This is a genomic window from Actinomadura sp. WAC 06369, from assembly GCF_003947565.1.
Classification (GTDB): Bacteria; Actinomycetota; Actinomycetes; order Streptosporangiales; family Streptosporangiaceae; genus Spirillospora; species Spirillospora rifamycini.
This window is the reverse complement of the sequence record NZ_QHJN01000010.1, coordinates 30167-51671: the sequence shown is the minus strand read 5'-3', so window position 1 is coordinate 51671 and position 21505 is coordinate 30167. Positions and strand designations below refer to the sequence as shown.

At 75.1% G+C, this 21505-nt stretch carries 16 protein-coding genes; 6 read left to right on the top strand and 10 right to left on the bottom strand.

Annotated elements, in window-relative coordinates; translation table 11 throughout:
- Positions 1-66: 66 nt before the first annotated feature.
- From DMH08_RS04575 to tkt, 5 genes are all read right to left on the bottom strand, one after another.
- Positions 67-1749 carry a glucose-6-phosphate isomerase gene (locus DMH08_RS04575; protein WP_125611900.1) on the bottom strand — a complete coding sequence of 561 codons (1683 nt, stop codon included), beginning with the start codon at positions 1747-1749 and terminating at the stop codon, positions 67-69.
- Positions 1746-3434: a phosphoheptose isomerase gene (locus DMH08_RS04570; protein WP_051301597.1), complete on the bottom strand. Its 1689-nt coding sequence runs from the start codon at positions 3432-3434 to the stop codon at positions 1746-1748. The genes DMH08_RS04575 and DMH08_RS04570 overlap by 4 nt, the downstream gene beginning before the upstream one ends.
- A gap of 178 nt (positions 3435-3612) precedes the next feature.
- Positions 3613-5325 carry a glucose-6-phosphate isomerase gene (locus tag DMH08_RS04565; protein ID WP_125611898.1) on the bottom strand — a complete coding sequence of 571 codons (1713 nt, stop codon included), beginning with the start codon at positions 5323-5325 and terminating at the stop codon, positions 3613-3615.
- Positions 5322-6437: a transaldolase gene (tal, locus tag DMH08_RS04560; protein ID WP_026406048.1), complete on the bottom strand. Its 1116-nt coding sequence runs from the start codon at positions 6435-6437 to the stop codon at positions 5322-5324. The genes DMH08_RS04565 and tal overlap by 4 nt, the downstream gene beginning before the upstream one ends.
- 47 nt (positions 6438-6484) lie before the next feature.
- The gene (tkt, locus tag DMH08_RS04555; protein ID WP_034521806.1) at positions 6485-8611 is read right to left on the bottom strand and encodes a transketolase; all 2127 of its coding nucleotides are present in this window, start codon (positions 8609-8611) and stop codon (positions 6485-6487) included.
- Positions 8612-9235: 624 nt separating this feature from the next.
- On the opposite strand from tkt, the gene DMH08_RS04550 reads away from it, so the two are divergent.
- From DMH08_RS04550 to DMH08_RS04540, 3 genes are all read left to right on the top strand, one after another.
- Positions 9236-10171: a heme o synthase gene (locus DMH08_RS04550; protein ID WP_125611978.1), complete on the top strand. Its 936-nt coding sequence runs from the start codon at positions 9236-9238 to the stop codon at positions 10169-10171.
- 85 nt (positions 10172-10256) lie between these two features.
- Positions 10257-11465, top strand: coding sequence for a PrsW family intramembrane metalloprotease (locus tag DMH08_RS04545; RefSeq protein ID WP_125611896.1), 1209 nt, complete (start codon positions 10257-10259; stop codon positions 11463-11465).
- Positions 11466-11527: 62 nt separating this feature from the next.
- The gene (locus DMH08_RS04540) at positions 11528-12535 is read left to right on the top strand and encodes a COX15/CtaA family protein (protein WP_233617391.1); all 1008 of its coding nucleotides are present in this window, start codon (positions 11528-11530) and stop codon (positions 12533-12535) included.
- A gap of 67 nt (positions 12536-12602) precedes the next feature.
- Here the strand turns inward: DMH08_RS04540 and polX are convergent, their stop codons facing one another.
- The 5 genes from polX to DMH08_RS04515 all read right to left on the bottom strand — a co-directional run bounded on the left by polX (position 12603) and on the right by DMH08_RS04515 (position 17974).
- Complete coding sequence (gene polX / locus DMH08_RS04535; protein WP_125611892.1) at positions 12603-14321, bottom strand: DNA polymerase/3'-5' exonuclease PolX; 1719 nt, start codon at positions 14319-14321, stop codon at positions 12603-12605.
- 39 nt (positions 14322-14360) lie between these two features.
- Positions 14361-15173 (bottom strand): proteasome subunit beta, encoded by an 813-nt coding sequence (gene prcB, locus DMH08_RS04530; RefSeq protein ID WP_125611976.1) that lies wholly within the window; start codon positions 15171-15173, stop codon positions 14361-14363.
- Between the two features lie 129 nt (positions 15174-15302).
- A complete protein-coding gene (locus DMH08_RS04525) occupies positions 15303-16238 on the bottom strand; it encodes an EamA family transporter (protein ID WP_125611890.1) in 936 nt (311 codons plus the stop codon).
- A gap of 15 nt (positions 16239-16253) precedes the next feature.
- Positions 16254-17051, bottom strand: a complete 798-nt coding sequence (locus tag DMH08_RS04520; protein WP_125611888.1) for an ABC transporter permease — start codon at positions 17049-17051, stop codon at positions 16254-16256.
- Positions 17048-17974: an ABC transporter ATP-binding protein gene (locus tag DMH08_RS04515; protein WP_026406041.1), complete on the bottom strand. Its 927-nt coding sequence runs from the start codon at positions 17972-17974 to the stop codon at positions 17048-17050. Before DMH08_RS04515 ends, DMH08_RS04520 begins: the two co-directional genes overlap by 4 nt.
- A gap of 185 nt (positions 17975-18159) precedes the next feature.
- On the opposite strand from DMH08_RS04515, the gene DMH08_RS04510 reads away from it, so the two are divergent.
- The 3 genes from DMH08_RS04510 (at position 18160) to DMH08_RS04500 (ending at position 21454) form a co-directional block, all read left to right on the top strand.
- Positions 18160-19095: a carbamate kinase gene (locus DMH08_RS04510; protein ID WP_125611886.1), complete on the top strand. Its 936-nt coding sequence runs from the start codon at positions 18160-18162 to the stop codon at positions 19093-19095.
- Positions 19096-19163: 68 nt separating this feature from the next.
- Positions 19164-20567, top strand: a complete 1404-nt coding sequence (locus DMH08_RS04505; RefSeq protein WP_233617393.1) for an amino acid permease — start codon at positions 19164-19166, stop codon at positions 20565-20567.
- On the top strand, positions 20564-21454 hold the full coding sequence (locus DMH08_RS04500) for a universal stress protein (protein WP_026406038.1): 891 nt from the start codon (positions 20564-20566) through the stop codon (positions 21452-21454). The genes DMH08_RS04505 and DMH08_RS04500 overlap by 4 nt, the downstream gene beginning before the upstream one ends.
- The last annotated feature ends 51 nt before the right edge of the window (positions 21455-21505 follow it).

The window sequence follows — 21505 nt, the reverse complement described above, 5'->3', positions numbered from 1 at the left end:
ACACGCATACATGTTCTGATCCCGTGTGTCCCCCGACGGCGCCGAATTAGTGGCGCCGGGGCGGGATCACCCCTCTCCTCTTGCGGCGTCGAGCAGCCGGGCGAGTCCCGCCCAGCGGTTCTCCAGGTGCAGCCGGACCACCGGGCGGCCGTCCGCGCGCGCCGCCCGCGCGTCCCCGAGGGCCCGCGCGAGCTGCAGCATGCCCAGCCCGTGGTGGCGGTCCGGGACGGGCACGTCGCGGACGACGTTGCCCGTCACCAACAGGTAGACGCCCCGGTCCCGCTGATCATTCCCCGCGCCGGACTCGGCGGGGGAGCCGTCCGGCACGGGGCGGCGGCCGCCCCACGCGACGGTCACCGGACGGTCGCAGCGCGCGGCCAGCAGCGCGGCCAGCCGCCGCACCTGCGTGCCCTGCCCGCGCGTCTCGTCCGGGTCCAGGTAGGCGACGACCGCCAGGTGCTCGCCCGGGCCGACCAGCGCCGCCAGGCCGTCCAGGAGGCGCGGCAGGTCCGGTGCCTCGGCGAGCGACGGGACGGTCGTGTGCACCTCGACGGCCCGGCCCGGGTCGCCGTCGGCGAACACCGGGTCGCCCGTCCCGTCGTCCACCGTCAGCGGCGCCCGCCGCGGCGGCGGGGCGAGCGGGTCGCCGCCCAGCAGGTAGGCGGCCACGGCGGCCGCGTACTCCCACAGGACGAGCTGCGCCGCGAGCGGGCCCGACACCGTGGCGTCGTCCTGGTGGGGGCGGCCGTCCAGCGTCACGAGGAACAGGTCCGGGTCGGGCACCAGGGGCAGGCCGCCGCCCTGCACGACCGTCGTCAGCCGGCCGCCGGTCGCCTCGTCCAGCAGCCGCGCCGCCCACCCGGCCAGGCCCGGCAGCGCGGCGGGGTAGCCGCCGAGGACGAGCGTGCCGCGGCCCGAGCGCACCGCCCCGCCCAGGATCGCGCCGAGCACCAGCCCCGGGTTGTCCTCCGGGCGGGTCAGCGCGGGAAGCACCGCCGACGCGCCGTCCAGCAGCGCCGCCGCGTCCGCGCCCGCGAGCGCCGCCGGGACGAGCGCGTACGGCGACAGCGCACCGAACGCCGTCTGCGCGGGCGCCTCGACGAGCGGCCGGCCGTCCTCGGCCGCCGCCTTGGCCGCCGCCGAGCCGGCGGGCGCCACCGTGACGAACCGGCGCGCGAGATCGTCCGGGGCGAGGCCCGCGTCGCGCATCACCGCGTGCAGGGCGCGGCGGAGCGTGTCGGTGACCGGGTCGTCCCCGGCGACCACGACCAGGGTCCCGGCGAGGCCCGCCGGGTCGGCGGCCAGGCGGGTGAGCGGACCCGGCTCCAGGTCGTCCAGCACGGTCAGCGGCAGGACGCCCGGGGCGTCCGGCCCGGCGGCCCGGACGACCGCCTCGGCGGCGCGCACCGCGGTGCCCCGCCCCACCAGGACGACCCGCGTCGGCGGCCCCGGCTCGGCGGCGTCCCCGAACAGCCCCCGCCGCAACTCCGCGACCCGCTCCAGCACGGCGCGCCCCGGCCCCGGCTGGCCCGGCCAGCACAGCCGCCTCCCCTCGACCTCGGCCGTGGCGGCCGACGGCCACAGCATCGCGTCCTCCGACGCCAGCCGGACCGGGACCTGGTCGATCCACAGCCGGCCGAGCACCCGCTCCGCGGCGTCCTTGAGGGGCCTGCGCGCGGTGACGGCGGCGTCGCCCGCGACGACCGAGCTGTGGTCCGCGACTCCGGGGGTGCCGTGTCCCGGTCTCACTGCCCCCGCCCCGCGGAGACCATCGATGCGACCTCCCGCACCGCCTCGGTCAGCCGTCCGGCGCCCTCCACCGGGTTGCGCAGGTGCAGCCGGATGACCGGCAGGCGGCGCGCGCGCAGCGTCCGCAGCTCGCCCAGCGCGCGCGCCAGCCGCAGCTGCGCCAGGCTGTAGGGACGGCCGGGGACGGGGTGCGCGGCGAGCGCGTCCCCCGGCACCGGGTCGCCGGTGATGATCAGGAACGCGCCGTTGCCCGGCCCCTCCTTGTGCACCGGAGCGGTCGCGTGCGGGTAGGCGGGGCCCGGCCCGTACGCCACCGGGCGTCCGGACGCGCGGGCCAGCGACGGCGCCAGGTAGCGGCCGGAGAAGTCGCCCGACAGGTACGTCATCACGGCCAGGTAGCCGTCGGCGGGCACCGACCCGACCAGGCCGCCGAGGACGGTCCGCAGATCGGCGTGCGCGGGCCACGGGAAGTCGACGTACACCTCGATGTCGTCCTCGGTGTACGCGGGGCGCTCCGCGGTCAGCGGGCCGCCCGCCGCCGCGCGCAGCAGCGTCGCCGCGTCGTCCTCGGCCTCCTGCACCGCCGTGGCGCCGGTCTCGAACGGGTTCACCCCGAGCAGCCACCCGGCGACCGCCGTCGCGTACTCCCACAGCAGGAACTGCGCGCCTACCGGCGCCAGCACCGCGGTGTCGGAGTCGTCGTGCGCCGCCGACGGCGGGTTCAGCGCGATGCCGTGCACGTCGGGGAACGACCCGCGGCAGCCGGACGGCTCGAACGCCACCACGCCGCGGCCCCGCCGCCCGGTGCCGACCGCGAGGAGCTGCGACACCCACGCGCTCAGCGCGCCCGGGCCGCCCGGCTCCCGCAGCACCACCTTGTCGCGCGCGATCCCGCCGGGGCCCTGCTGCGCGCAGCCGCCCAGCACCGCCCCGAGCAGCAGCCCGGGGTTGTCCTCCTCCTTGGACAGCGACGGCACCAGCGACGCCGCGTCCTCCAGCAGCGCGTTCGCGTCGGCGCCCGCCAGCACCGCCGGGACCAGCCCGTACGCCGACAGCGCGCCGAAGTGCCCCGGCAGGTACGGGTCGGTCAGCCCGATCCGGTAGCCGTTCTGCCGGGCGAAGTCGTGCAGCGGGCTGCCGTGGTCGGTGATCACCAGGAAGCGGCCCGCGATCTCCCGCTGCGACAGCCCGAGGTCGCGGAACGCGTTCGCGAAGATGCGGCGGTAGGCGTCCCCCTCCAGGGACACGCCCGCCTTGCTGGCCAGCACCACGAGCGTCCGGTCCAGCCGCTCCAGCGCGAACGCGAGCGCCGCGGTGTCGCTGCCGTCCAGCACGGTCAGCTCGCCCGCCGGGCGGTCCGGCCGCCCGGCCGCGCCGCCGGACGCGTGCGCCTCCATGATCGCCTGCGCGGCGAGGCTCTCGGCCCCGACGCCGATCAGCACGATGTGGTCGAGACCGGAGTAGCGCGCCTCGGCGACCAGGCCCTCGACCTGGTTCAGCAGCCCGCGGGACGCGAACGGCAGGTCGAGCCAGCCGAGCCGGCTGTGGTCGACCGCGCGCCGCCCCCACAGCTCGGGGTCCTTGGCGGCGAGCGCCCCGGGGACGCCGCAGCTCACCAGATAGTCCCGCGCCTGCAGCGCCGAGTCGAGCACGTCGCCGCGCGTCAGTACGTCGAATCCGGACACGTTCCCTCCTGCCTGTCCCCATCGTTTCAGGAGAGAACGGTCATTGGCGACCATCTCCGTTGATCTTCCGTTGTGCCGTGACGATCAGGGCGGCGCGGGACAGAGTAGCGCGACCCCGGGCGGTCCGTATCCGTCCCGCGGATCCCCGCGGTCCGGCGGCCGCCCTCCGGACGGCCGGTCAGCAGAGCGCGTCGGCGAGCTGCGCCAGGCCCTCGGCCCGGTCCCGCAGGTGCAGCCGGACCGCCGGACGGCCCAGCGACCGCAGCACCCGCAGGTCGCCGAACGCCTGCGCGAGCTGCAGCTCGCCGAGGCTGTACGGCCGCCCCGGCACCGGCACGTCCGTCCTGACCGCGCCCGTGATCTGCAGGAACGCGCCGTTGCGCGGGCCGCCCTTGTGGTACTGCCCGGTCGTGCGCAGGTACCGCGGCCCCCAGCCGAACGTCACCGGGACCGGACGCCGCCGCACCTTCGCCGCCCGCGCGGCCAGCAGCGGCCGCAGCCCGGCCGCCTCCGCGTCGGCACGGCCGTCCAGGTACGCCAGCACGCCGAGGTAGCCGCCGTCCGGCGCCGCCTCCACGACGGCCTCCAGCGCCCCCGAGAGCGTCGCCGCGCCCTTCAAGGCGTCCTCCCGGGCGTGCACCTCCACCGCGCCCTCGACCAGGGCGGGCGGGCGGCGCACCACCGTGGGCGCCGTGCCCTCCTCCGACCGCAGCAGCGCCGCGATGCTCGCCGCCGACTCCCGCACGTCCGGCTCGCCGAACGGGTCGACGCCGAGCACCCGCGCCGCGACCGCCGTCGCGCACTGCCACAGCAGGAACTGCGCGCCGAGCGGCCCCGCCACGCTCACCCCCGCCTCGCGGCCGGGGCCGGGCTCGTCGGGGCGGCGGCCCAGGATCACCCGCCGCATGTCGGCCGTCAGCTCGAACCCGGGAGCCTCGACGTCCTCGACCACGACCGGCAGCAGGCCCCGGCCGTCCTTGCCGAGCGCCCCCGCCACCAGCTGCTCCGCCCACGCCCCGAAGCCGGTCAGCCCCGAGCCGTGGTCGGCGATCACGAGCTTGTCGCGCCCGGCGAGCGCGGACGCGCCCAGCGCGGCGCCGAGCGTCAGCGCCGGGTTGTCGTAGGGCTGCCGCAGCGTGCCCGCCAGCGCGGCGGCCTCGTCCAGCAGCGCCGCGACGTCGACGCCCGCGAGCGCGGGCGCGGTCAACGCGCGCGCGTCGAGGGCGCCGTACCGCCCGTCCACGTCCGGGGCGGTCTCGACCAGGTGGTGCCCGGCCTCCGGCGCGGCGCCCGCGGCGGCCGACCCGGGCGGCGCCACGACGACGAACCGGCGCGCGAGGTCCGCGCCGGACAGGCCCGCGTCGCGGAACGCCCCCGCGAAGACCCGCCGCAGCGCGTCCACCTCGAGCCCGTGCCCGGCGCCGTCCGCGCCGCCTCGCGCGCCGCCGTCCGCGCCGCCGTCCATGCCGTCGTCCGCCACGACGACGATCGTGCGGTGCGGGTCGCCCGCGAGCGCCCCCGTCACCTCGTGCGGATCGGTGGAGTCGACGACGGTCAGGTCGGCCCCCGCGGCCGCGCAGACCGCCTCGGCGGCCACGGCGGGCCCGCCCGACGCGATCAGCACGACCCGGTCCAGACCGGCGCCGCGGGCGAACCCCGCCGGCCCGGACAGCCGGGCCGGCAGGGAACGCGCGGACTCCTGCGGCCCGAGCCAGCCGAGCCGGCGGGCCGCCGCGGGGGCCGCGTCCGGGCCCCACAGATGCGGATTGCGGGACGCGAGGGCCCCGGGCACCCCGTCGGAGACGAGACGGTCCAGGACCGTCTCGCCCTCGTCGACGACGGCGCCGCGGATGGTGACCGAGATCCCCCCGGCGGTCACCACCGACGTCACGCGCCGGCCCTCTTGCTCTCCAGCTCGCCGCTGATGGAGCCGAGCAGCTCCTTCCAGGACGCCTCGAACTTCTCGACGCCCTCCTCCTCCAGCACCCGCACGACGTCGTCGTAGTCCACGCCGGCGTCCTTCAGCGCCGCCATGTGCGCGCGGGCGTCGTCGTAGGTGCCGCGGACGGTGTCGCCGCGCACCTGGCCGTGGTCGGCCTCGGCCACCAGCGTGGCCTCCGGCATCGTGTTCACGGTGCCGGGCGCCACCAGCTCGTCCACGTACAGCGTGTCGTTGAGGTTCGGGTCCTTCACCCCGGTCGACGCCCACAGCGGACGCTGGGGACGGGCCCCGGCGTTCTTCAGCGACGTCCAGCGCTCGGTGCCGAACTTCTCCTCGTACAGCGCGTACGCGAGCCGCGCGTTGGCCAGGCCCGCCTTCGAGCGCAGCGCCTTCGCCTCGTCCGACCCGATCTTGTCGAGCCGCTTGTCGATCTCGGTGTCGACCCGGCTGACGAAGAACGACGCCACCGACGCGATCTTGGTCAGGTCGCGGCCGTTCTCCCGCGCCTGCTCCAGGCCCGCGAAGAACGCGTCGATCACCTTGCCGTAGCGCTCCAGCGAGAAGATCAGCGTCACGTTCACGCTGATGCCCTCGGCGAGCGCCGCGGTGATCGCCGGCAGCCCCGCCTCGGTCGCCGGGATCTTGATGAACAGGTTCGGCCGGTCCACCGTCCACCACAGCGCCCGCGCCTCGGCGATCGTCCGCGCGGTGTCGCGCGCGAGCCGCGGGTCGACCTCGAGCGACACGCGGCCGTCGAGCCCGTCCGTCCGGTCGTACACGGGGCGCAGCACGTCGCAGCCCCACCGGATGTCGTAGGTGGTGATCGCGTGGGCCGCCTCGTCGACGGTCACTTCGCGCAGGGCCAGGTCGCGGACCTGCGCGTCGTAGGCCGTGCCCTTGCTCAGCGCCTTGGCGAAGATCGTCGGGTTGGAGGTGACGCCGACGACGTGGCTCTCCTTGACCAGGTCCTCGAGGTTTCCGGTGCGCAGCCGCTCGCGGCTGATGTCGTCCAGCCAGATCGACACGCCCTCGTCGGACAGCCGCTTCAGAATCTCACTCATCGCTTCGCTATCTCCCTCGTCATCGAGTGTTCCGCGAGGCCGGAGGGTCAGTTGCCGGTGGTCTCGCCGCGCCCGGCGTGCTTCACGTTCGCCTTGATCAGGCTCGCCTCCGCGGCCGCGACGACCCGGTCGGCAGTGATGCCGAACTGCCGGAACAGCGTCTTGTAGTCCGCCGAGGCACCGAAGTGCTCCAGGCTCACCGACTCGCCGGCGTCGCCGATGTAGGCCCGCCAGCCCATCGCGATCCCGGCCTCGACCGACACCCGGGCCTTCACACCGGGCGGCAGCACCTGCTGCTTGTAGGCGTCGGTCTGCGCCTCGAACCACTCCACGCACGGCATCGACACGACCCGGGTCGGGGTGCCCTTCGCCTGCAGCGCCTCGCGGGCCTCCAGCGCCAGGGACACCTCGCTGCCGGTCGCGATGATGATCACGTCGGGCCGCCCGTCGGTGGCGTCCGCCAGGACGTACCCGCCCTTGGCCGTGCAGTCCGCCGAGGCGAGCTCGCCGTCGCGGTCCAGCGTCGCGAGCTTCTGCCGGGTCAGCGCCAGCCCCGCCGGACGGTCGGAGTGCTCCAGGATCGTGCGCCACGCGACGGCCGTCTCGGCCGCGTCCGCCGGGCGGACGACGTCCAGGCCCGGGATCGCCCGCAGCGCCCACAGGTGCTCGACGGGCTGGTGCGTCGGGCCGTCCTCGCCGAGGCCGATCGAGTCGTGCGTCCACACGAACGTCACCGGCAGCTTCATCAGCGCGGCGAGCCGCACCGCCGGGCGCATGTAGTCGCTGAACACCAGGAACGTCCCGCCGTAGGGACGGGTGCCGCCGTGCAGCGCGATGCCGTTGCAGATCGCGCCCATCGCGTGCTCGCGCACCCCGAAGTGCAGCGTCCGCCCGTACGGGCCGCCCGGGAACTCCTTGGTCTGGAACTCCTCGGGGACGAAGGACGGCTCGCCCTTCATCGTCGTGTTGTTGCTCTCGGCCAGGTCGGCCGAACCGCCCCACAGCTCCGGCAGCACCGGCGCCAGCGCGGCCAGCACCTCGCCGGACGCCGCGCGCGTCGCGACCTCCTTGCCCGCGGGGAACGTCGGCAGCGCCTTCTCCCAGCCGGGCGGCAGCGCCCGCCGGGAGATCCGGTCGAACTCGGCGGCCCGCTCGGCGTTCGCCGCGCGCCACGCCTCGAACCGCTCGGTCCACCGCGCGTGCGCCGCGCGGCCCCGGTCGGACACGGCGCGGGCGTGCGCCAGGACGTCCTCGGGCACCTGGAAGCTCTCCGCCGGGTCGAGGCCGAGGATCCGCTTGGTCGCCGCGACCTCCTCGGCGCCGAGCGCCGAGCCGTGCGCCTTGCCGGTGTTCTTCTTGTTCGGCGCCGGCCAGCCGATGATCGTGCGCAGCGCGATGAACGACGGGCGGGACGTCTCGGCCTGCGCGGCGGCGAACGCCGCGGCGAGCTTCCCGACGTTCTCCTCGTAGTCGCCGTTCTCCGTCCAGTCGACGGTGTGGACGTCCCAGCCGTACGCCTCGTAGCGGGCCCGCACGTCCTCCGACAGCGCGATGGCGGTGTCGTCCTCGATCGAGATGTGGTTGTCGTCCCACAGCAGCACCAGGTTGCCCAGCCGCTGGTGGCCCGCCAGCGCGGACGCCTCGTGGCTGATGCCCTCCTGGATGTCGCCGTCCGAGCAGAACGCCCAGACGGTGTGGTCGAAGGGGGACTCGCCCTGCGGCGCGTCCGGGTCGAACAGCCCGCGCTCGCGGCGCGCCGCCATCGCCATGCCGACCGCGTTCGCGATGCCCTGGCCGAGCGGCCCGGTCGTCGTCTCGACGCCCGCGGTGTGCCCGTGCTCGGGGTGCCCCGGCGTCAGGCTGCCCCACTTGCGCAACGCCTTCAGCTCGTCCAGCGTCAGCGGGTAGCCCGAAAGGTAGAGCTGGATGTAAAGGGTCAGGCTGGAGTGGCCGCAGGACAGCACGAACCGGTCCCGGCCCGCCCAGTCGGGGTCGGTCGGGTCGTGCTTGAGGAACCGCTGGAAGAGCAGGTAGGCGGCCGGGGCCAGGCTCATGGCGGTGCCGGGGTGGCCCGAGCCCGCCTCCTCGACCGCGTCCATGGCCAGGGCGCGGACCACGTCCACCGCCCGCCGGTCCAGGTCAGACCATTCAAACGTGCTGTTGTCCCTAGTCACGGAACGCCAGGCTCCTCTCGAAACCGCTCTATGTACATGATCGCGCCGTGCGGCGAGTCGACGTGCGGCGAAACGCCGCGCCCCCCTCTGTGGAGCGGTGCGCTGTGGGCAGGACGCCCGGCCGAAGATCACGCCGTGCCCGATTCGAGCCTATCGCGCGGCCGTGCGGCCCACGCGTGACCGCGCGCACGTCACCGCCCCCACCGCCGGGGACGTCCGCCGGACGTTCGCGCGCACGCTCCGGCGGGGGCCGGGGCCGCTCCCTGCACCCTTGCCCGATCGCCCTTCCGCTAACCCCCCCGACGGGGGGATAAGACGGGGGATTCGGGCGGGGCGCCGCCCCGTGCCGCGGGCCCCGGGACGGGCGCCGCGGACCCGCCGACACGCCGGTCACGGTGTGTCAGGCGACCCGGTGCACGACCTCCGGAGGGGTCGGACTACAGTGATTGCGCGGTTGACAACGAGCGGCCGCCGTATTCGCCAAGCCGAAAGTCGCACCCAGCCGAGGTCGGCCCGAACACGGGGGCACCGCCGAGTTGGTACGCGATTTCACATGCCTAGTTGAACGTGGACCCGATTGTGACGGTGCTCAGTAACAAGCGCGGGGTGGAGCTCGACGAGCACATGCCGATCGCGCCCCCCGAGCCGACGCCGGCCGAACCGGCCGCGCGCCGGTCGATCGGCGAGAGCGTGCGCGCCTACGTCGCGCTCACCAAGCCGCGTGTGATCGAGCTGCTCTTGATCACCACGATCCCGGTGATGTTCCTGGCGGCCGGGGGCGTGCCGCCGCTGGGCACGGTACTGCTCACGCTGGCGTTCGGCACGATGTCCGCCGGGGCCGCCAACGCGATCAACTGCTACATCGACCGGGACATCGACGCCAAGATGCGCCGCACCCGGCGCCGCCCGCTGGCCCGCGCCCAGGTCACCCCCGCCCGCGCCCTGGTGTTCGGAATCACCCTGGCCGTGCTGTCCACGGTCGGGTTCGCGGTCGCCGTCAACCCGCGCGCCGCCGCCGGTTCGCTGTTCGCGATCCTGTTCTACGTCTTCGTGTACTCGCTGCTGCTCAAGCGGCGCACCTCGCAGAACGTCGTGTGGGGCGGCATCGCCGGCTGCATGCCCGTCCTCATCGGCTGGACGGCCGTCACCGACGAGATCTCCTGGACGCCGTTCGTCCTGTTCGGCGTCGTCTTCCTGTGGACGCCGCCGCACACCTGGACGCTCGCGATGCGCTACCGCGAGGACTACGCGGTCGCCAACGTCCCGATGCTGCCGGTCGTCAAGGGCGAGCGCCGCGTCATCGTGGAGAGCCTCGTCTACACCTACGCCACCGTGGCGTGCTCGCTGCTGCTGTGGCCCGTCGGCGGGATGACCCCCGTCTACGGGGCGGTCGCCGCGGTGCTCGGCCTGGTGTTCCTCGCCGAGGGGCACCGCCTGCTGAAGGCGGTCCGCGCCGGGGTGACGGGCGTCCACCTGCGGCCCATGCGGTTCTTCCACCTGTCGAACGTCTACCTGGCGCTGCTGTTCCTCGCCGTGTCCGTCGACCCGCTCCTGCACTGACGGCCCCCGCGCCCCGGACACAACGATCACGCAACGTGACCGTCCCGTCCCGGCGGCGCGGCCCGGCGCCGGTTACGCTCACGTCATGGCGCGTGTGGACCCGAAGGCGGTGCTCGAGGGGCGGATCCCGGGGCGCCCGCCGATCGGCCTCATCGCCGGGCTGACGGTCTCGGGGCTGTGCGCCCTCGCCGCCCTCGGCGTCGACGTCCTGTCCGGCGGGGGCGGCTTCTGGGTGGGGCTCCTGCTGGCCGTGCTGCCCATCCCGCCGCTGATCGCGCTCGCGCTCGCGCTGGACCGGCTGGAGCCCGAGCCGCCGCGCGCGCTCGTCTTCGCGTTCATGTGGGGCGCGGGCGTCGCCGTCCTGGGCGCCCTCGTCCTGAACACGGCGGGGCTGCTCTACGTCACCGTCCCCGTCTTCGGGGAGGCGGACGGCCACTTCGTCAGCGCCACCTTCGGCGCGCCGGTCATCGAGGAGACGCTCAAGGGCGCCGTCCTGTTCGGCATGCTGTGGCTGCGCCGCAACGAGATCGACGGGTTCGCCGACGGGCTGATCTACGCCGCGATGGTCGGCCTCGGCTTCGCGATGATGGAGAACATCACCTACTACATGCGGGCGTTCGAGGACGGCGGCGCCCAGCAGCTCCAGGCCGTGTTCATCCTCCGCGGGCTCGTCGCGCCGCTCAGCCACCCGCTGTTCACCTCGATGACCGGCCTCGGCGTCGCCTACGCCGCCACGCACCGCCGCGGCCAGCTCCTCGCCCCCCTCGCCGGGCTGCTCGGCGCCATGATCCTGCACGGCCTGTGGAACGGCGCCGCGTCGACCGGCCTCGCCGGGCTCGGCGTCGTGTACCTGCTGGACTTCTGCATCCTCGTCGGACTGATCGCCATCGTCGCCGTCGAGCGCCGCAGCACCGTCCGCCGCATCGAGACGTACCTCCCGCTGTACGCCGCGACCGGGCTCGTCACCGCCGCGGACGTCCGGATGCTGCGCTCCATCCCGGCCCGCCGCGCCGCCCGCCGCTGGGCCCGCGCCGTCGGCGGCCCGCCCGCCGGCCGCGCCATGGTCGACTACCAGCTCGCCGCGACCGAGCTGGCCCTGCTGCACAAGCGCGCCGACCGCGGCGTCGCCGACCCGCACTGGTTCACCGCGCGGCGCGACGCCCTGCTCAACCTCATGGCGCTGGCCCGGCACGCGTTCCTGCGCGTCCCGCAGGCGCCCCGCGCCCCCGGCGGGCCGCCGTGGGCCCCGCGCGGGCCGTCCGGCTTCCTCCGGCCCGACCTGCGGAAACGGTGACCCGGCGCCGCTCCCGGGGGGTTGTGTCACGGGTGCGCGGGGGCGGCCATAGCATGGTCGGCGTGACAAAGCGAGAGTCGACCCCCAACCCGCTGATCCGCGCGCGGGACGCCGTGTGGCGTCCGACGGCGGGTTCGTTCCGGCTGCTCGCACTGCTCGGCGTCATCGGCAACGTGCTCATCGTCGTCAGCGGCGGCGCCGTCCGCGTCACCGAGTCCGGGCTCGGCTGCCCCGAATGGCCCAAGTGCACCGGCGACAGCCTCGTCCCCACCCCGCATCCCGAGCACGAGACCATCAACATGGCGATCGAGTTCGGCAACCGGATGATCACCTTCGTGGTGCTGGCCGTCGGGATGCTCGTCTTCGTCGCCGCGCTCCGCCTCGTCCCGCGCCGCAAGGACCTGGTGCGGTGGGCGCTCGCCCAGCCGATGAGCGTCGTCGCGCAGGCCGTCATCGGCGGCATCGTCGTGCTGACCGAGCTGCACCCGGCCGCCGTCGGCCTGCACTTCCTCGTCTCCCCGGCCCTGCTCGTCTTCTGCGTGGCGCTGTGGATCCGGGCCGGCGAGGGCGACGCGCCGCCCCGGCCCCTCGTCGCCCCCTGGATCCGCGCCCTCGGCGCCGCGCTCCTGGCCGCCAGTGCCGTCGTGCTCGTCGCCGGCACGGTGGTCACCGGCACCGGCCCGCACGCCGGGGACGCCTCGTCGCGCCGCTACGGCTTCGAGATCACCGACGTCACCCGCGTCCACAGCATCACCGCCTGGGTCGTCTGCGCACTGACCGCGGTCATCGCCGTGGCCCTGTACCGGACGGACGCGCCCGCGGCGGCACGCCGCCGCGTCAACGAACTCCTCGTGCTCATCGTCGCGCAGGGCGCGCTCGGGTACGTCCAGTACTTCCTCGGCGTCCCCGCCGTCCTGGTCGTCCTGCACATGCTCGGCGCGGTCCTGATGTGGGTGGCCGCCTTCCGGCTGTTCTTCGCCCTCCGCGACCGCGGCCCCCGCGCCGGCACGGGCCCCGACGCGGCGTCCGGACCCGCCGAGCCCGCCCTGCAGACGCCCCAGCCCGCCTGACGCGCCGGCGCCCGCACGGGACGGCGCTCGCCCGTGCGGGCCCTCCGGACCGCCGCCGGTGGCGCGGTCAGGTCTTGCCGAGGAACTCGCGGAGGCGGTCGAGGGGCCAGGTGTTGATGACGTCGTCGGGCGTGAGCCAGCCGCGCTGGGCGGTGCCGACGCCGTAGCGGATGTTGCGGTGGTGGCCGACGGAGTGGGCGTCGGTGTCGACGGAGAACTTCACCCCGAGGCGCTTGGCGCGGCGGATCAGGTCGGCGGGCAGGTCGAGGCGGTCGGGGAACGAGTCGATCTCCAGGGCGGTGCCGGTGCGGGCGGCCGCGCGGAACACCTCGTCCCAGTCGGCGTCCACGGGCGGGCGGCGGCCGATGCTGCGGGCGGTCGGGTGCCCGATGACGTGCACGTGCGGGTTCTCGCAGGCCCGGACGAGGCGGCGCGTCATCGCCTCCCGGTCCTGCGTGAAGTGGGAGTGGATCGACGCGACGCAGATGTCGAAGCCCGCCAGGAAGTCGGCGTCCCAGTCGACGCCGCCGTCGGGGTCGATGTTCAGCTCGGTCCCGTGCAGCAGCGCGAGGTCCGGCCAGGACGCCTGGAGCTCTCGGACCCGCTCGCGCTGCGCGAGCATCTTCGCGTCGGTCATCCGCTGCATGAACAGGTTCGGCGCGTGGTCGGTGATCGCGTAGTACTCCAGGCCGCGGGCCGCGGCGGCGGCGACCATGTCCTCGAGCGGGGCGATGCCGTCGGTGAGGTCGGTGTGGCTGTGCAGGTCGCCGCGCAGGTCGCCGACGGTGACCAGGCGGGGGAGCCCGCCGGCGAGGGCCGCCTCGATCTCGCCGGTGTCCTCCCGCAGTGCCGGGTGCACCCAGGGGAGCCCGAGGCGCTCGTACACCTCGTCCTCGGTCCCGGAGACGATCAGCTCGCCCGACTCGGCGTCGAACAGGCCGTACTCCGACAGCTTCAGCCCCGCCTTCACGGCGATCTCGCGGGTGCGGATGTTGTGCGCCTGCGAGCCGGTGAAGTACTGCAGCGCCGCGCCCCACGACTCGGGCGGGACGACCCGCAGATCGACCTGGAGGCCCTTCGCCGTGCGGATCGAGGTCTTCTTGTCGCCGCTCGCGATCACCTCGTGGACGAGCGGCAGCGCGGCGAACGCCGCCATGATCGGGTGCGGGTCGGTGGAGGCCGCGAGGACGTCCACGTCGCCGATCGTCTCGCGCATCCGGCGCAGCGAACCGGCGTGCTCGCAGCGCTCCACCTGCGGCAGCGCGGAGAGGGCCGCGACGACCTCGTCGGCGACGCTCGCGGCGGCGTCCACGAGCACGCGCTCCCCGGCGCCGCGCATCAGCTCGATGCCGCGCAGGATGTTCTCCTCGGTCTTGGCGCCGAACCCCTTGAGCCCGCGCAGCCGGCCCGCGCCGATGGCGGTCTCGAGCTCCTCCACCGACGACACGCCGAGCTCCTCGTAGAGGGCGAGGGCCTTCTTGGGGCCGAGGGTGGGGATCGCGGTGAGGGCGCGGACGCCCGCGGGGATCTGCGTCCGCAGCTCCTCCACCTGCCGGATGGTGCCGGTGGAGGTGTAGTCGAGGACCTTCTTCGCGATCGCCTCGCCGACCGTGGGGATCTTGCGCAGCCCGGCCAGGTCGAGGCCGGAGATGTCGTCGGGGTGGCCGGCGATCGCCCGCGCCGCCTTCTCGTACGCCCTGATCTTGAACGCGTCGCCGCCCGTGATGGACAGCAGGTCCGCCAGTTCCTGGATGAGGGCCGCAGCCTCGTCGTTCGCCCGTGCCATACGGTCGATGTTACGGGCCGGGTCCGACGTTTCCGGGGGTCAGCGCAGCGGCGCCACGGGGCCGTCCGGGTGCTCCATGCGGCCCGTCACGACCTCGTCGACGATCTCCGCCACCTCGTCCTCGCCGAGCGCCCGGTAGCCGTCGTCGGTGACGACCGCGATCGTCGGGTAGATCCGGCGGGCCCGGTCGGGGCCGCCGGTCGCGGAGTCGTCGTCGGCGGCGTCGTAGAGGGCGTGCACGCAGACGGTCGCGGCGTCGCGCTCGGACATGTCGGGGCGGTACAGCTTCTTCAGCGCCCCCAGCGCGTACGGGGAGCCGGAGCCGTCGGCGTGGTAGTCGCGGGCCTCCTGCGGCGCGCCGGTGATGTCGTAGGTGTAGATGCGCCCGGTGCCGGTGCGCTCCTCGTACCCGGCGAACAGCGGGACGACGGCGAGGCCCTGCATGGCCTGCGCGAGGTTCGCCTGGATCACGGCGCCGAGGCGCCGGGCCTTGCCCGGCAGCGACAGCGGCGCGCTCTCCATCTTCTCGTAGTGCTCCAGCTCGACCTGGAACAGCCGGACCATCTCCAGCGCCAGCCCGACGGTGCCCGCGAACGCGACGACCGAGTACTCGTCGGCGCGCTGGACCTTGTCTAGCTCGCGGTAGGCGATGCGGTTGCCCTGGGTGGCGCGGCGGTCCCCGGCCATCATGACGCCGCCCGGGAAGGTCAGCGCCAGGACGGTCGTGCCGTGCGGCAGGTCGGGTGCGGTCCCGGCGCCGGGCACCCGGTTGACGGGCAGCAGGTCGGGGGAGTGGAGGCGCAGGAAGTCCACGAACGACGCCGATCCCGCCTCGAAGTACTCCGGCGGCATTCCCTGGTCCTCGTTCCGGCCGATCACGCGGACTCCCCTCCGGTCGATTGCAGGTGGTCCCGTCCCGATCCTTCCACGCCCGGCCGCGCGGTCGCCACCGCACCGCGGCCCGGCGCGCCCGTCCGGCGGCTAAGCCTCGGGCGCCTCGGGCGGGTCCTTCTGGCTCCGCGTGGCGCCGACGCTGGCCACGACCACGCAGACGATCGCGAGCCACTGGCGCCAGCCGAGGATCTCGCCGAGCAGCGCGACGCCGACGAGCGCGGCGGCGGCCGGCTCCAGGCTCATCAGGACGCCGAAGACCCGCGCCGGCATCCGCCGCAGCGCCTCCAGCTCGAGCGAGTACGGGATCACCGACGACAGCAGCCCGACGCCGAGGCCGATCAGCAGCAGCCGCGGGTCGAGCATCTCCGCGCCGCCCTCGGCGACGCCCAGCGGCAGGACGGCCGCGGTGCCGACGATGCTCGCGACGGCCAGGCCGGACGATCCGGCGAACCGCCGCCCGGTCGCGGCCGTCAGCAGGATGTAGGCCGCCCAGCACACCCCGGCGACCAGGGCGAACGCGACGCCGACCGGGTCGAGGTCGCCGCCGCCCCGGGCGAGCATCACCACGCCCGCGCCCGCCAGCAGCGCCCACAGCACGTCGCGGGGCCGCCGGGACGCCAGCAGCGCCACGCTCAGCGGCCCGAGGAACTCGATCGTCACCGCGACGCCCAGCGGGATGCGGGCGAACGACTGGTAGATCGAGAAGTTCATCCCGGCGAGCGCGAGCCCGAACCCGGCGGCGATCGCGAGGTCCTGCCGGGTGTGGTCCCGCAGGACGGTCCGCAGCGCCTTGCGGGCCAGGAACGCCAGGACGATCGCGGAGGTCAGCAGCCGCAGCGTCACGACGGCGCTCGGCGGCAGCCGGTCGAACAGGTTCTTGGCCAGACCGGCCCCGACCTGCACGGAGATGATGCCGAGCAGGATCAGCGCGGGCGGGGGGACGGAACCCAGGGAGAGCAGCGTCGTCCGGCCGGGCGCCCGGGACGCGCCGCCGAGGGAACCGGGCGCCTCAGCCAGTGCCATGCGTCACGTCCTAGATCACTCCCATGTGAAGAACCGGGCGGCGAGGGCGAGTCCGGCGACGGCCCACACCGCGAGGACGAGCAGCGGGCCGCCGGGAACCGCGGCGCCGTCCCGCAGGACGTCCCGCAGCCCCTCGGCCAGCGCGGAGATCGGCAGCAGCTCCAGCGCGTTCCGGACCGTCTCGGGGAACTCGTCCAGCGGGAACACCACGCCGCCGACGGCCAGCAGCAGGACGTACACGAGGTTCGCCGCCGCGAGGGTCGCCTCGGCGCGCAGCGTCCCGGCCATGAGCAGGCCGAACCCGCTGAACGCGGCGGTGCCGAGCAGCAGCAGCGCGAGCACCGAGAACGGGTCGCCGTGCGGTTCCCAGCCGAGCCCGAGGGCGACGGCGCAGATCAGCGCGGCCTGGATCACCTCGACCGCGAGGACGGAGAGGGTCTTGGCGGCGATCAGCCCGGCGCGCGGCAGCGGCGTCGCGCCGAGCCGCTTCAGCACCCCGTAGCGGCGTTCGAAGCCGGTGCCGATGGCCTGGCCGGTGAACGCGGTCGACATCACCGCGAGCGCCAGGACGCCCGGGGCGAGGAAGTCGACGCGGCTGCCGGGGCCGAGGTCCAGCAGCGAGGTGGCGCTGAAGAGCACGAGCAGCACCACCGGGATGATCATGGTGAGCAGCAGCTGCTCGCCGTTGCGCAGCATCGCGCGCAGCTCGTACGCCGTCTGCGCCAGGACCATCCGCGGCAGCGGCACCGCGCCCGGCGCGGGCGTGAAGTCCAGCGCGGCGGACGGCTCCGCCCGCGCCCCCCCGACCGTCATGCGCGCAGCTCCCGTCCGGTCAGCTCCAGGAAGACGTCCTCCAGCGTGCGGCGCTCGATCCGCAGGTCCTCGGTCAGCACGCCGTGCGACGCGCACCACGCGGTGACGGTGGCCAGCAGCTCGGGCCGCACGTCCGCCTCGATCAGGTAGTGCCCGGCGGGCGACTCCTTGGCGGCGCACCCGGCGGGCAGCGCCGACAGCAGCTCCTCCAGGCCGAGCCCGGGCCGGGCGCGGAACCGCAGCTGCCGCTCGGCGCCGGTGAGCGCCGCGGGGGCGCCCTCGGCGACGACCCGGCCGCGGTCGACGATCACGACGTGGTCGGCGAGGGTCTCGGCCTCGTCCATGTTGTGCGTGGTCAGCACGATCGACACCCCGGCGGCGCGCAGCTCCCCGATCAGGTCCCAGGTCGCGCGCCGGGCCTGCGGGTCGAGGCCGGTGGTGGGCTCGTCCAGGAAGACCAGCTCGGGACGGCCGACGACCGCGACGGCCAGCGACAGCCGCTGCTGCTGCCCGCCCGACATGCGCCGGAACGGGGTGCGGGCGTGCTCGGTGAGGCCGAGCCGCTCCAGCAGGGCGGCGGGGGCGAGCGGCGCGGCGTGGAAGGACGCGACGAGCCCGAGAAACTCGGCGGCGCGCGCCGTGCCCGGCACGCCTCCCGACTGCGGCATCACCCCGACCCGCGGCTTCAGCGCGCGGGCGTCGGCGGCCGGGTCCAGGCCGAGGACGCGGACCGTTCCCGCGTCGGCCCGGCGGTACCCCTCGCAGATCTCGATCGCGGTGGTCTTCCCGGCGCCGTTGGGGCCGAGCAGCGCGGTGACCTCGCCCCGGGCGGCGCGCAGCGACAGCCCGTCCACGGCCGTCGCCGCTCCGTAGCGCTTCACGAGCGACTCCAGCTCGACGGCGCCGTCTCCCGGGGGTGTCATGCCCACGAGTTTAGGACGGGGCGCGGACCGGTCGGCGCCCGCCTCCGGGCGCCCGCCCCGGGGACGGCCGGACGGGCGGGCAGGCCGGGGCCCGGAGGCGGGCCTGGGAGCCGGACCGGACGGCCGCGCCCGGCGGGGGTTTCGGCGGCGCCGCCGGGGGAATCCGCGATCGGGGGGTGTTGATCATGCGGGTGGTCGTCGCGCTGGGCGGCAACGCGCTCGTCGGCCGCGGCGAGTCGCCCGACGACGGGCCGCAGCGCGCCAACGTGGCCCGCGCGGTGCGGGCGCTGGCCCCGCTCGCCCGGCGGCACGAGCTGATCGTCACGCACGGGAACGGGCCGCAGGTCGGCGTGCTGTCGCTGGAGAGCGTCAACGACCCGAACCTGACCCGCCCGTATCCGCTCGACACCGTCGGCGCGGAGACGCAGGGGATGATCGGCTACTGGATCCTGCAGGCGCTGCAGAACGCGCTGCCCGGCCGCCAGGTGATGGCGATGATCACGCAGACGCTCGTGTCGGCGGTCGATCCGGCGTTCGAGGAGCCGAGCAAGTTCGTCGGGCAGGTGTACGAGCGGGACAAGGCGGAGAAGCTCGCCGCCGACTACGGGTGGACCGTCCGGCCGGACGGCGGGCACTGGCGGCGCGTGGTCCCGTCGCCGCGGCCGCAGCGCGTCATCGAGACCCGGCTGATCCGCGAGCTGGTGCGGCTCGGGACGGTCGTGGTGTGCGCGGGCGGCGGCGGCGTCCCGGTGTTCCGCAACGACGTGGGTCGGCTGGAGGGCCTCGAGGCGGTGATCGACAAGGATCTCACCGCGTCGGTGCTCGCCGAGAGCCTGGACGCGGACGCGCTGCTCATCCTCACCGACGTCCCGCGGGTGGTGCGGCGCCGCGGCACCCCCGACCAGGAGGAGATCACCCACACCACCCCGCACGAACTGCGCGGCGAGGAGTTCCCCGCGGGGTCGATGGGCCCGAAGGTGGAGGCGGCCTGCCGGTTCGTGGAGCGGACGGGCGACATGGCGGCGATCGGGCTGCTCGACGAGTGCGCGGAGATCCTCGACGGCACCGCCGGGACGATCGTCACGCCGAACGCCACGTGGCCGCTGGAGAGCACGCTTTGACCGCGCCCACCGGCCCCTCCGGCCCGTCCGCCCCCGCCGGGCCCGGCGCCGGCGGGTTCGCGCGGAGCCTGCTGCGCACGAAGCCGGTCGACCGGATCGTCGCCGAGGGCGGGCGCGGCGCGGGCGGGGAGCTGCGGCGGACGATGGGCCTGCTGCAGCTCACCCTGTTCAGCGTGGGCGCCACCCTCGGCACGGGCATCTTCGTCGTGCTCGGGTCGGCGGTACCGCTCGCGGGCCCCGCGGTCGTCGCGTCGTTCGTCCTCGCGGCGGTCACCGCGCTGTTCTCGGCGTTGTCGTACGCCGAGCTGGCCGGGACGATCCCGGTGTCCGGCTCGTCCTACTCGTACGCGTACGCGACGCTGGGCGAGCTGGTCGCGTGGGTGTGCGGCTGGTGCCTGCTGCTGGAGTACGGGGTGTCGGTCTCGGCGGTCGCGGTCGGCTGGGGCGCCTACCTGAGCGCCTTCTTCGACACCACGCTCGGGTTCACGATCCCGGCGGAGCTGGCCGACCCGCCGGGCGGCGGCGGGATCGTCAACGTGCCCGCGGTCGTCGTCGTGGCGCTGGCGGCGTTCCTCCTGCTGCGCGGCGCGTCCGAGACCGCCGCCGCGAACACGGTCATGGTGTTCCTCAAGATCGGCGTGCTGCTGTTCTTCTGCGCGGTGGCCTTCACGGCGTTCCGGTCGGAGAACCTCGCCGGGTTCGCGCCGATGGGCTGGGCGGGGATCAGCGCGGCCGGGTCCAAGGTGTTCTTCTCCTACATCGGCTTCGACGCCGCCTCCACCGCCGGCGAGGAGGCGAAGAACCCGCGCCGCGACCTGCCGCTGGCGATCGTCCTGTCCCTCGCCATCGTCACCGCCGTGTACGTGCTGGTCGGGCTCGCCGCGGTCGGCGCGATGCACTGGACGCGGTTCGGCGAGGACGACTCGGAGGCGTCCCTGGCGAACGTGCTCGACGCGGCCACCGGCGCCGCGTGGCCGTCGGCCGTCCTGTCGATCGGCGCCGTGATCGCGATCGCGAGCGTCGTCCTGACGGTGATGTACGGGCAGACCCGCATCCTGTTCGCGATGTCGCGCGACGGGCTCGTCCCGCCCGTCTTCCAGCGGGTGAGCCCGAAGCGGTCGGTGCCGGTCGCCAACACGGTCATCGTCGCGGCGTTCATCGGGCTGCTCGCCGGGTTCGTCCCGCTGGGCCGCCTCGTGGACGCCACCAGCATCGGGACGCTGTTCGCGTTCGCGCTCGTCAGCGTCGGCGTGATCGTCCTGCGGCGGACCCGCCCCGACCTGCCCCGCAGCTTCCGGACGCCGCTGTACCCGATCACGCCGCTGCTCGGCGTCGCGTTCTGCCTGTACCTGATGGTGGGGCTCGGCGGGGTCACGTGGCTCGTGTTCCTGCTGTGGGGGCTGGTCGGGCTCGCCGCGTACTTCGCCTACGGGCGCCGCCACTCGCGGCTCCGGGGCGGGGGGACGGCATGACGGCGCGGGTCCTGGTCGGATGCTCCCCGGACGAGCGCGGCGACGACGCGCTCGTGCTCGCCGCGCTGGTCGCGCGCGCCACGGGCGCGGCGGTGACCGCGGCGAACGTCCACCCGCCGCCGTGGCCCGCCCGCGGGCCGGGCTCGGTGGACGCCGAATGGCTCGCCTACCTGCGCGGCCGCGCGGACGAGGTCGTCCGGGCGGCGGTGGTGCGGCTCGCGGAGCTGGGCGTCCCGGAGGGCGGCGCCGAGCCCCGGGTGCACGCGCACCGGGGCAGCGGCCGCGGGCTCATCGAGGTCGCCGAGGACGTCGGGGCCGGGGTGGTCGTGATCGGCTCGGCGCCGCGCGGCCGGCGCGGCCGGATCGCGGTCGGCAGCACCGCCGACCAGCTCCTGCACGGCTCGCCGGTGCCGGTCCTGATGGCCCCGCGCGGGTACGGGGCGGAGGCGCCGCCGCGGCTGGAGCGGCTGACCGCCGCGTACTGGCGCCGCCGGGAGGCCGAGAACCCGCTCGGCGTCGCCGCCGGGTGGGCCGCGGCGCTCGACGTCCCGATGCGGCTGCTCACGCTGGTGCTCCGGCCGCCCGGGGTCGCCGCGCGGTTCCGGGACTCCGGCGAGATCCTGGAACGGCAGCGGGAGCGGGCCGAGGAGGACCTCGCCCGCGCCGCCGGATCGGTGGAGGGCGTCCCGGTGACGACCGAGGCGGTCGCCGGGGTGAGCGTGGGCAAGGCCCTCGCCGCGGTCGATATGCTGCCGGGCGAGGTGCTGACCTGCCAGTCCGGGCACCACGGCCCGTTGCGCGGGGTCTTCCTCGGGGAGAGCTCCGGCAAGATCGTGCGCTCGGCGCCCCGCCCGGTGCTGATGCTCCCGCGCGTGGCGTCCCGGTGACGGACCGCTTCCGGGAGCCGCTCCCGGGCACGGCACGCGGCCCGTACGCTC

What these genes read in the sequence shown, in the direction of transcription:
- DMH08_RS04550 (WP_125611978.1), top strand. Translation starts at nt 9,236, where the DNA reads ATGCCGATCGCGCCCCCCGAGCCGACGCCGGCCGAACCGGCCGCGCGC.
- DMH08_RS04525 (WP_125611890.1), bottom strand. Translation starts at nt 16,238, where the DNA reads ATGGCACTGGCTGAGGCGCCCGGTTCCCTCGGCGGCGCGTCCCGGGCG.
- tal (WP_026406048.1), bottom strand. Translation starts at nt 6,437, where the DNA reads ATGAGTGAGATTCTGAAGCGGCTGTCCGACGAGGGCGTGTCGATCTGG.
- DMH08_RS04510 (WP_125611886.1), top strand. Translation starts at nt 18,160, where the DNA reads ATGCGGGTGGTCGTCGCGCTGGGCGGCAACGCGCTCGTCGGCCGCGGC.
- prcB (WP_125611976.1), bottom strand. Translation starts at nt 15,173, where the DNA reads ATGCCGCCGGAGTACTTCGAGGCGGGATCGGCGTCGTTCGTGGACTTC.
- DMH08_RS04515 (WP_026406041.1), bottom strand. Translation starts at nt 17,974, where the DNA reads ATGACACCCCCGGGAGACGGCGCCGTCGAGCTGGAGTCGCTCGTGAAG.
- DMH08_RS04500 (WP_026406038.1), top strand. Translation starts at nt 20,564, where the DNA reads ATGACGGCGCGGGTCCTGGTCGGATGCTCCCCGGACGAGCGCGGCGAC.
- DMH08_RS04520 (WP_125611888.1), bottom strand. Translation starts at nt 17,051, where the DNA reads ATGACGGTCGGGGGGGCGCGGGCGGAGCCGTCCGCCGCGCTGGACTTC.
- polX (WP_125611892.1), bottom strand. Translation starts at nt 14,321, where the DNA reads ATGGCACGGGCGAACGACGAGGCTGCGGCCCTCATCCAGGAACTGGCG.
- DMH08_RS04545 (WP_125611896.1), top strand. Translation starts at nt 10,257, where the DNA reads ATGGCGCGTGTGGACCCGAAGGCGGTGCTCGAGGGGCGGATCCCGGGG.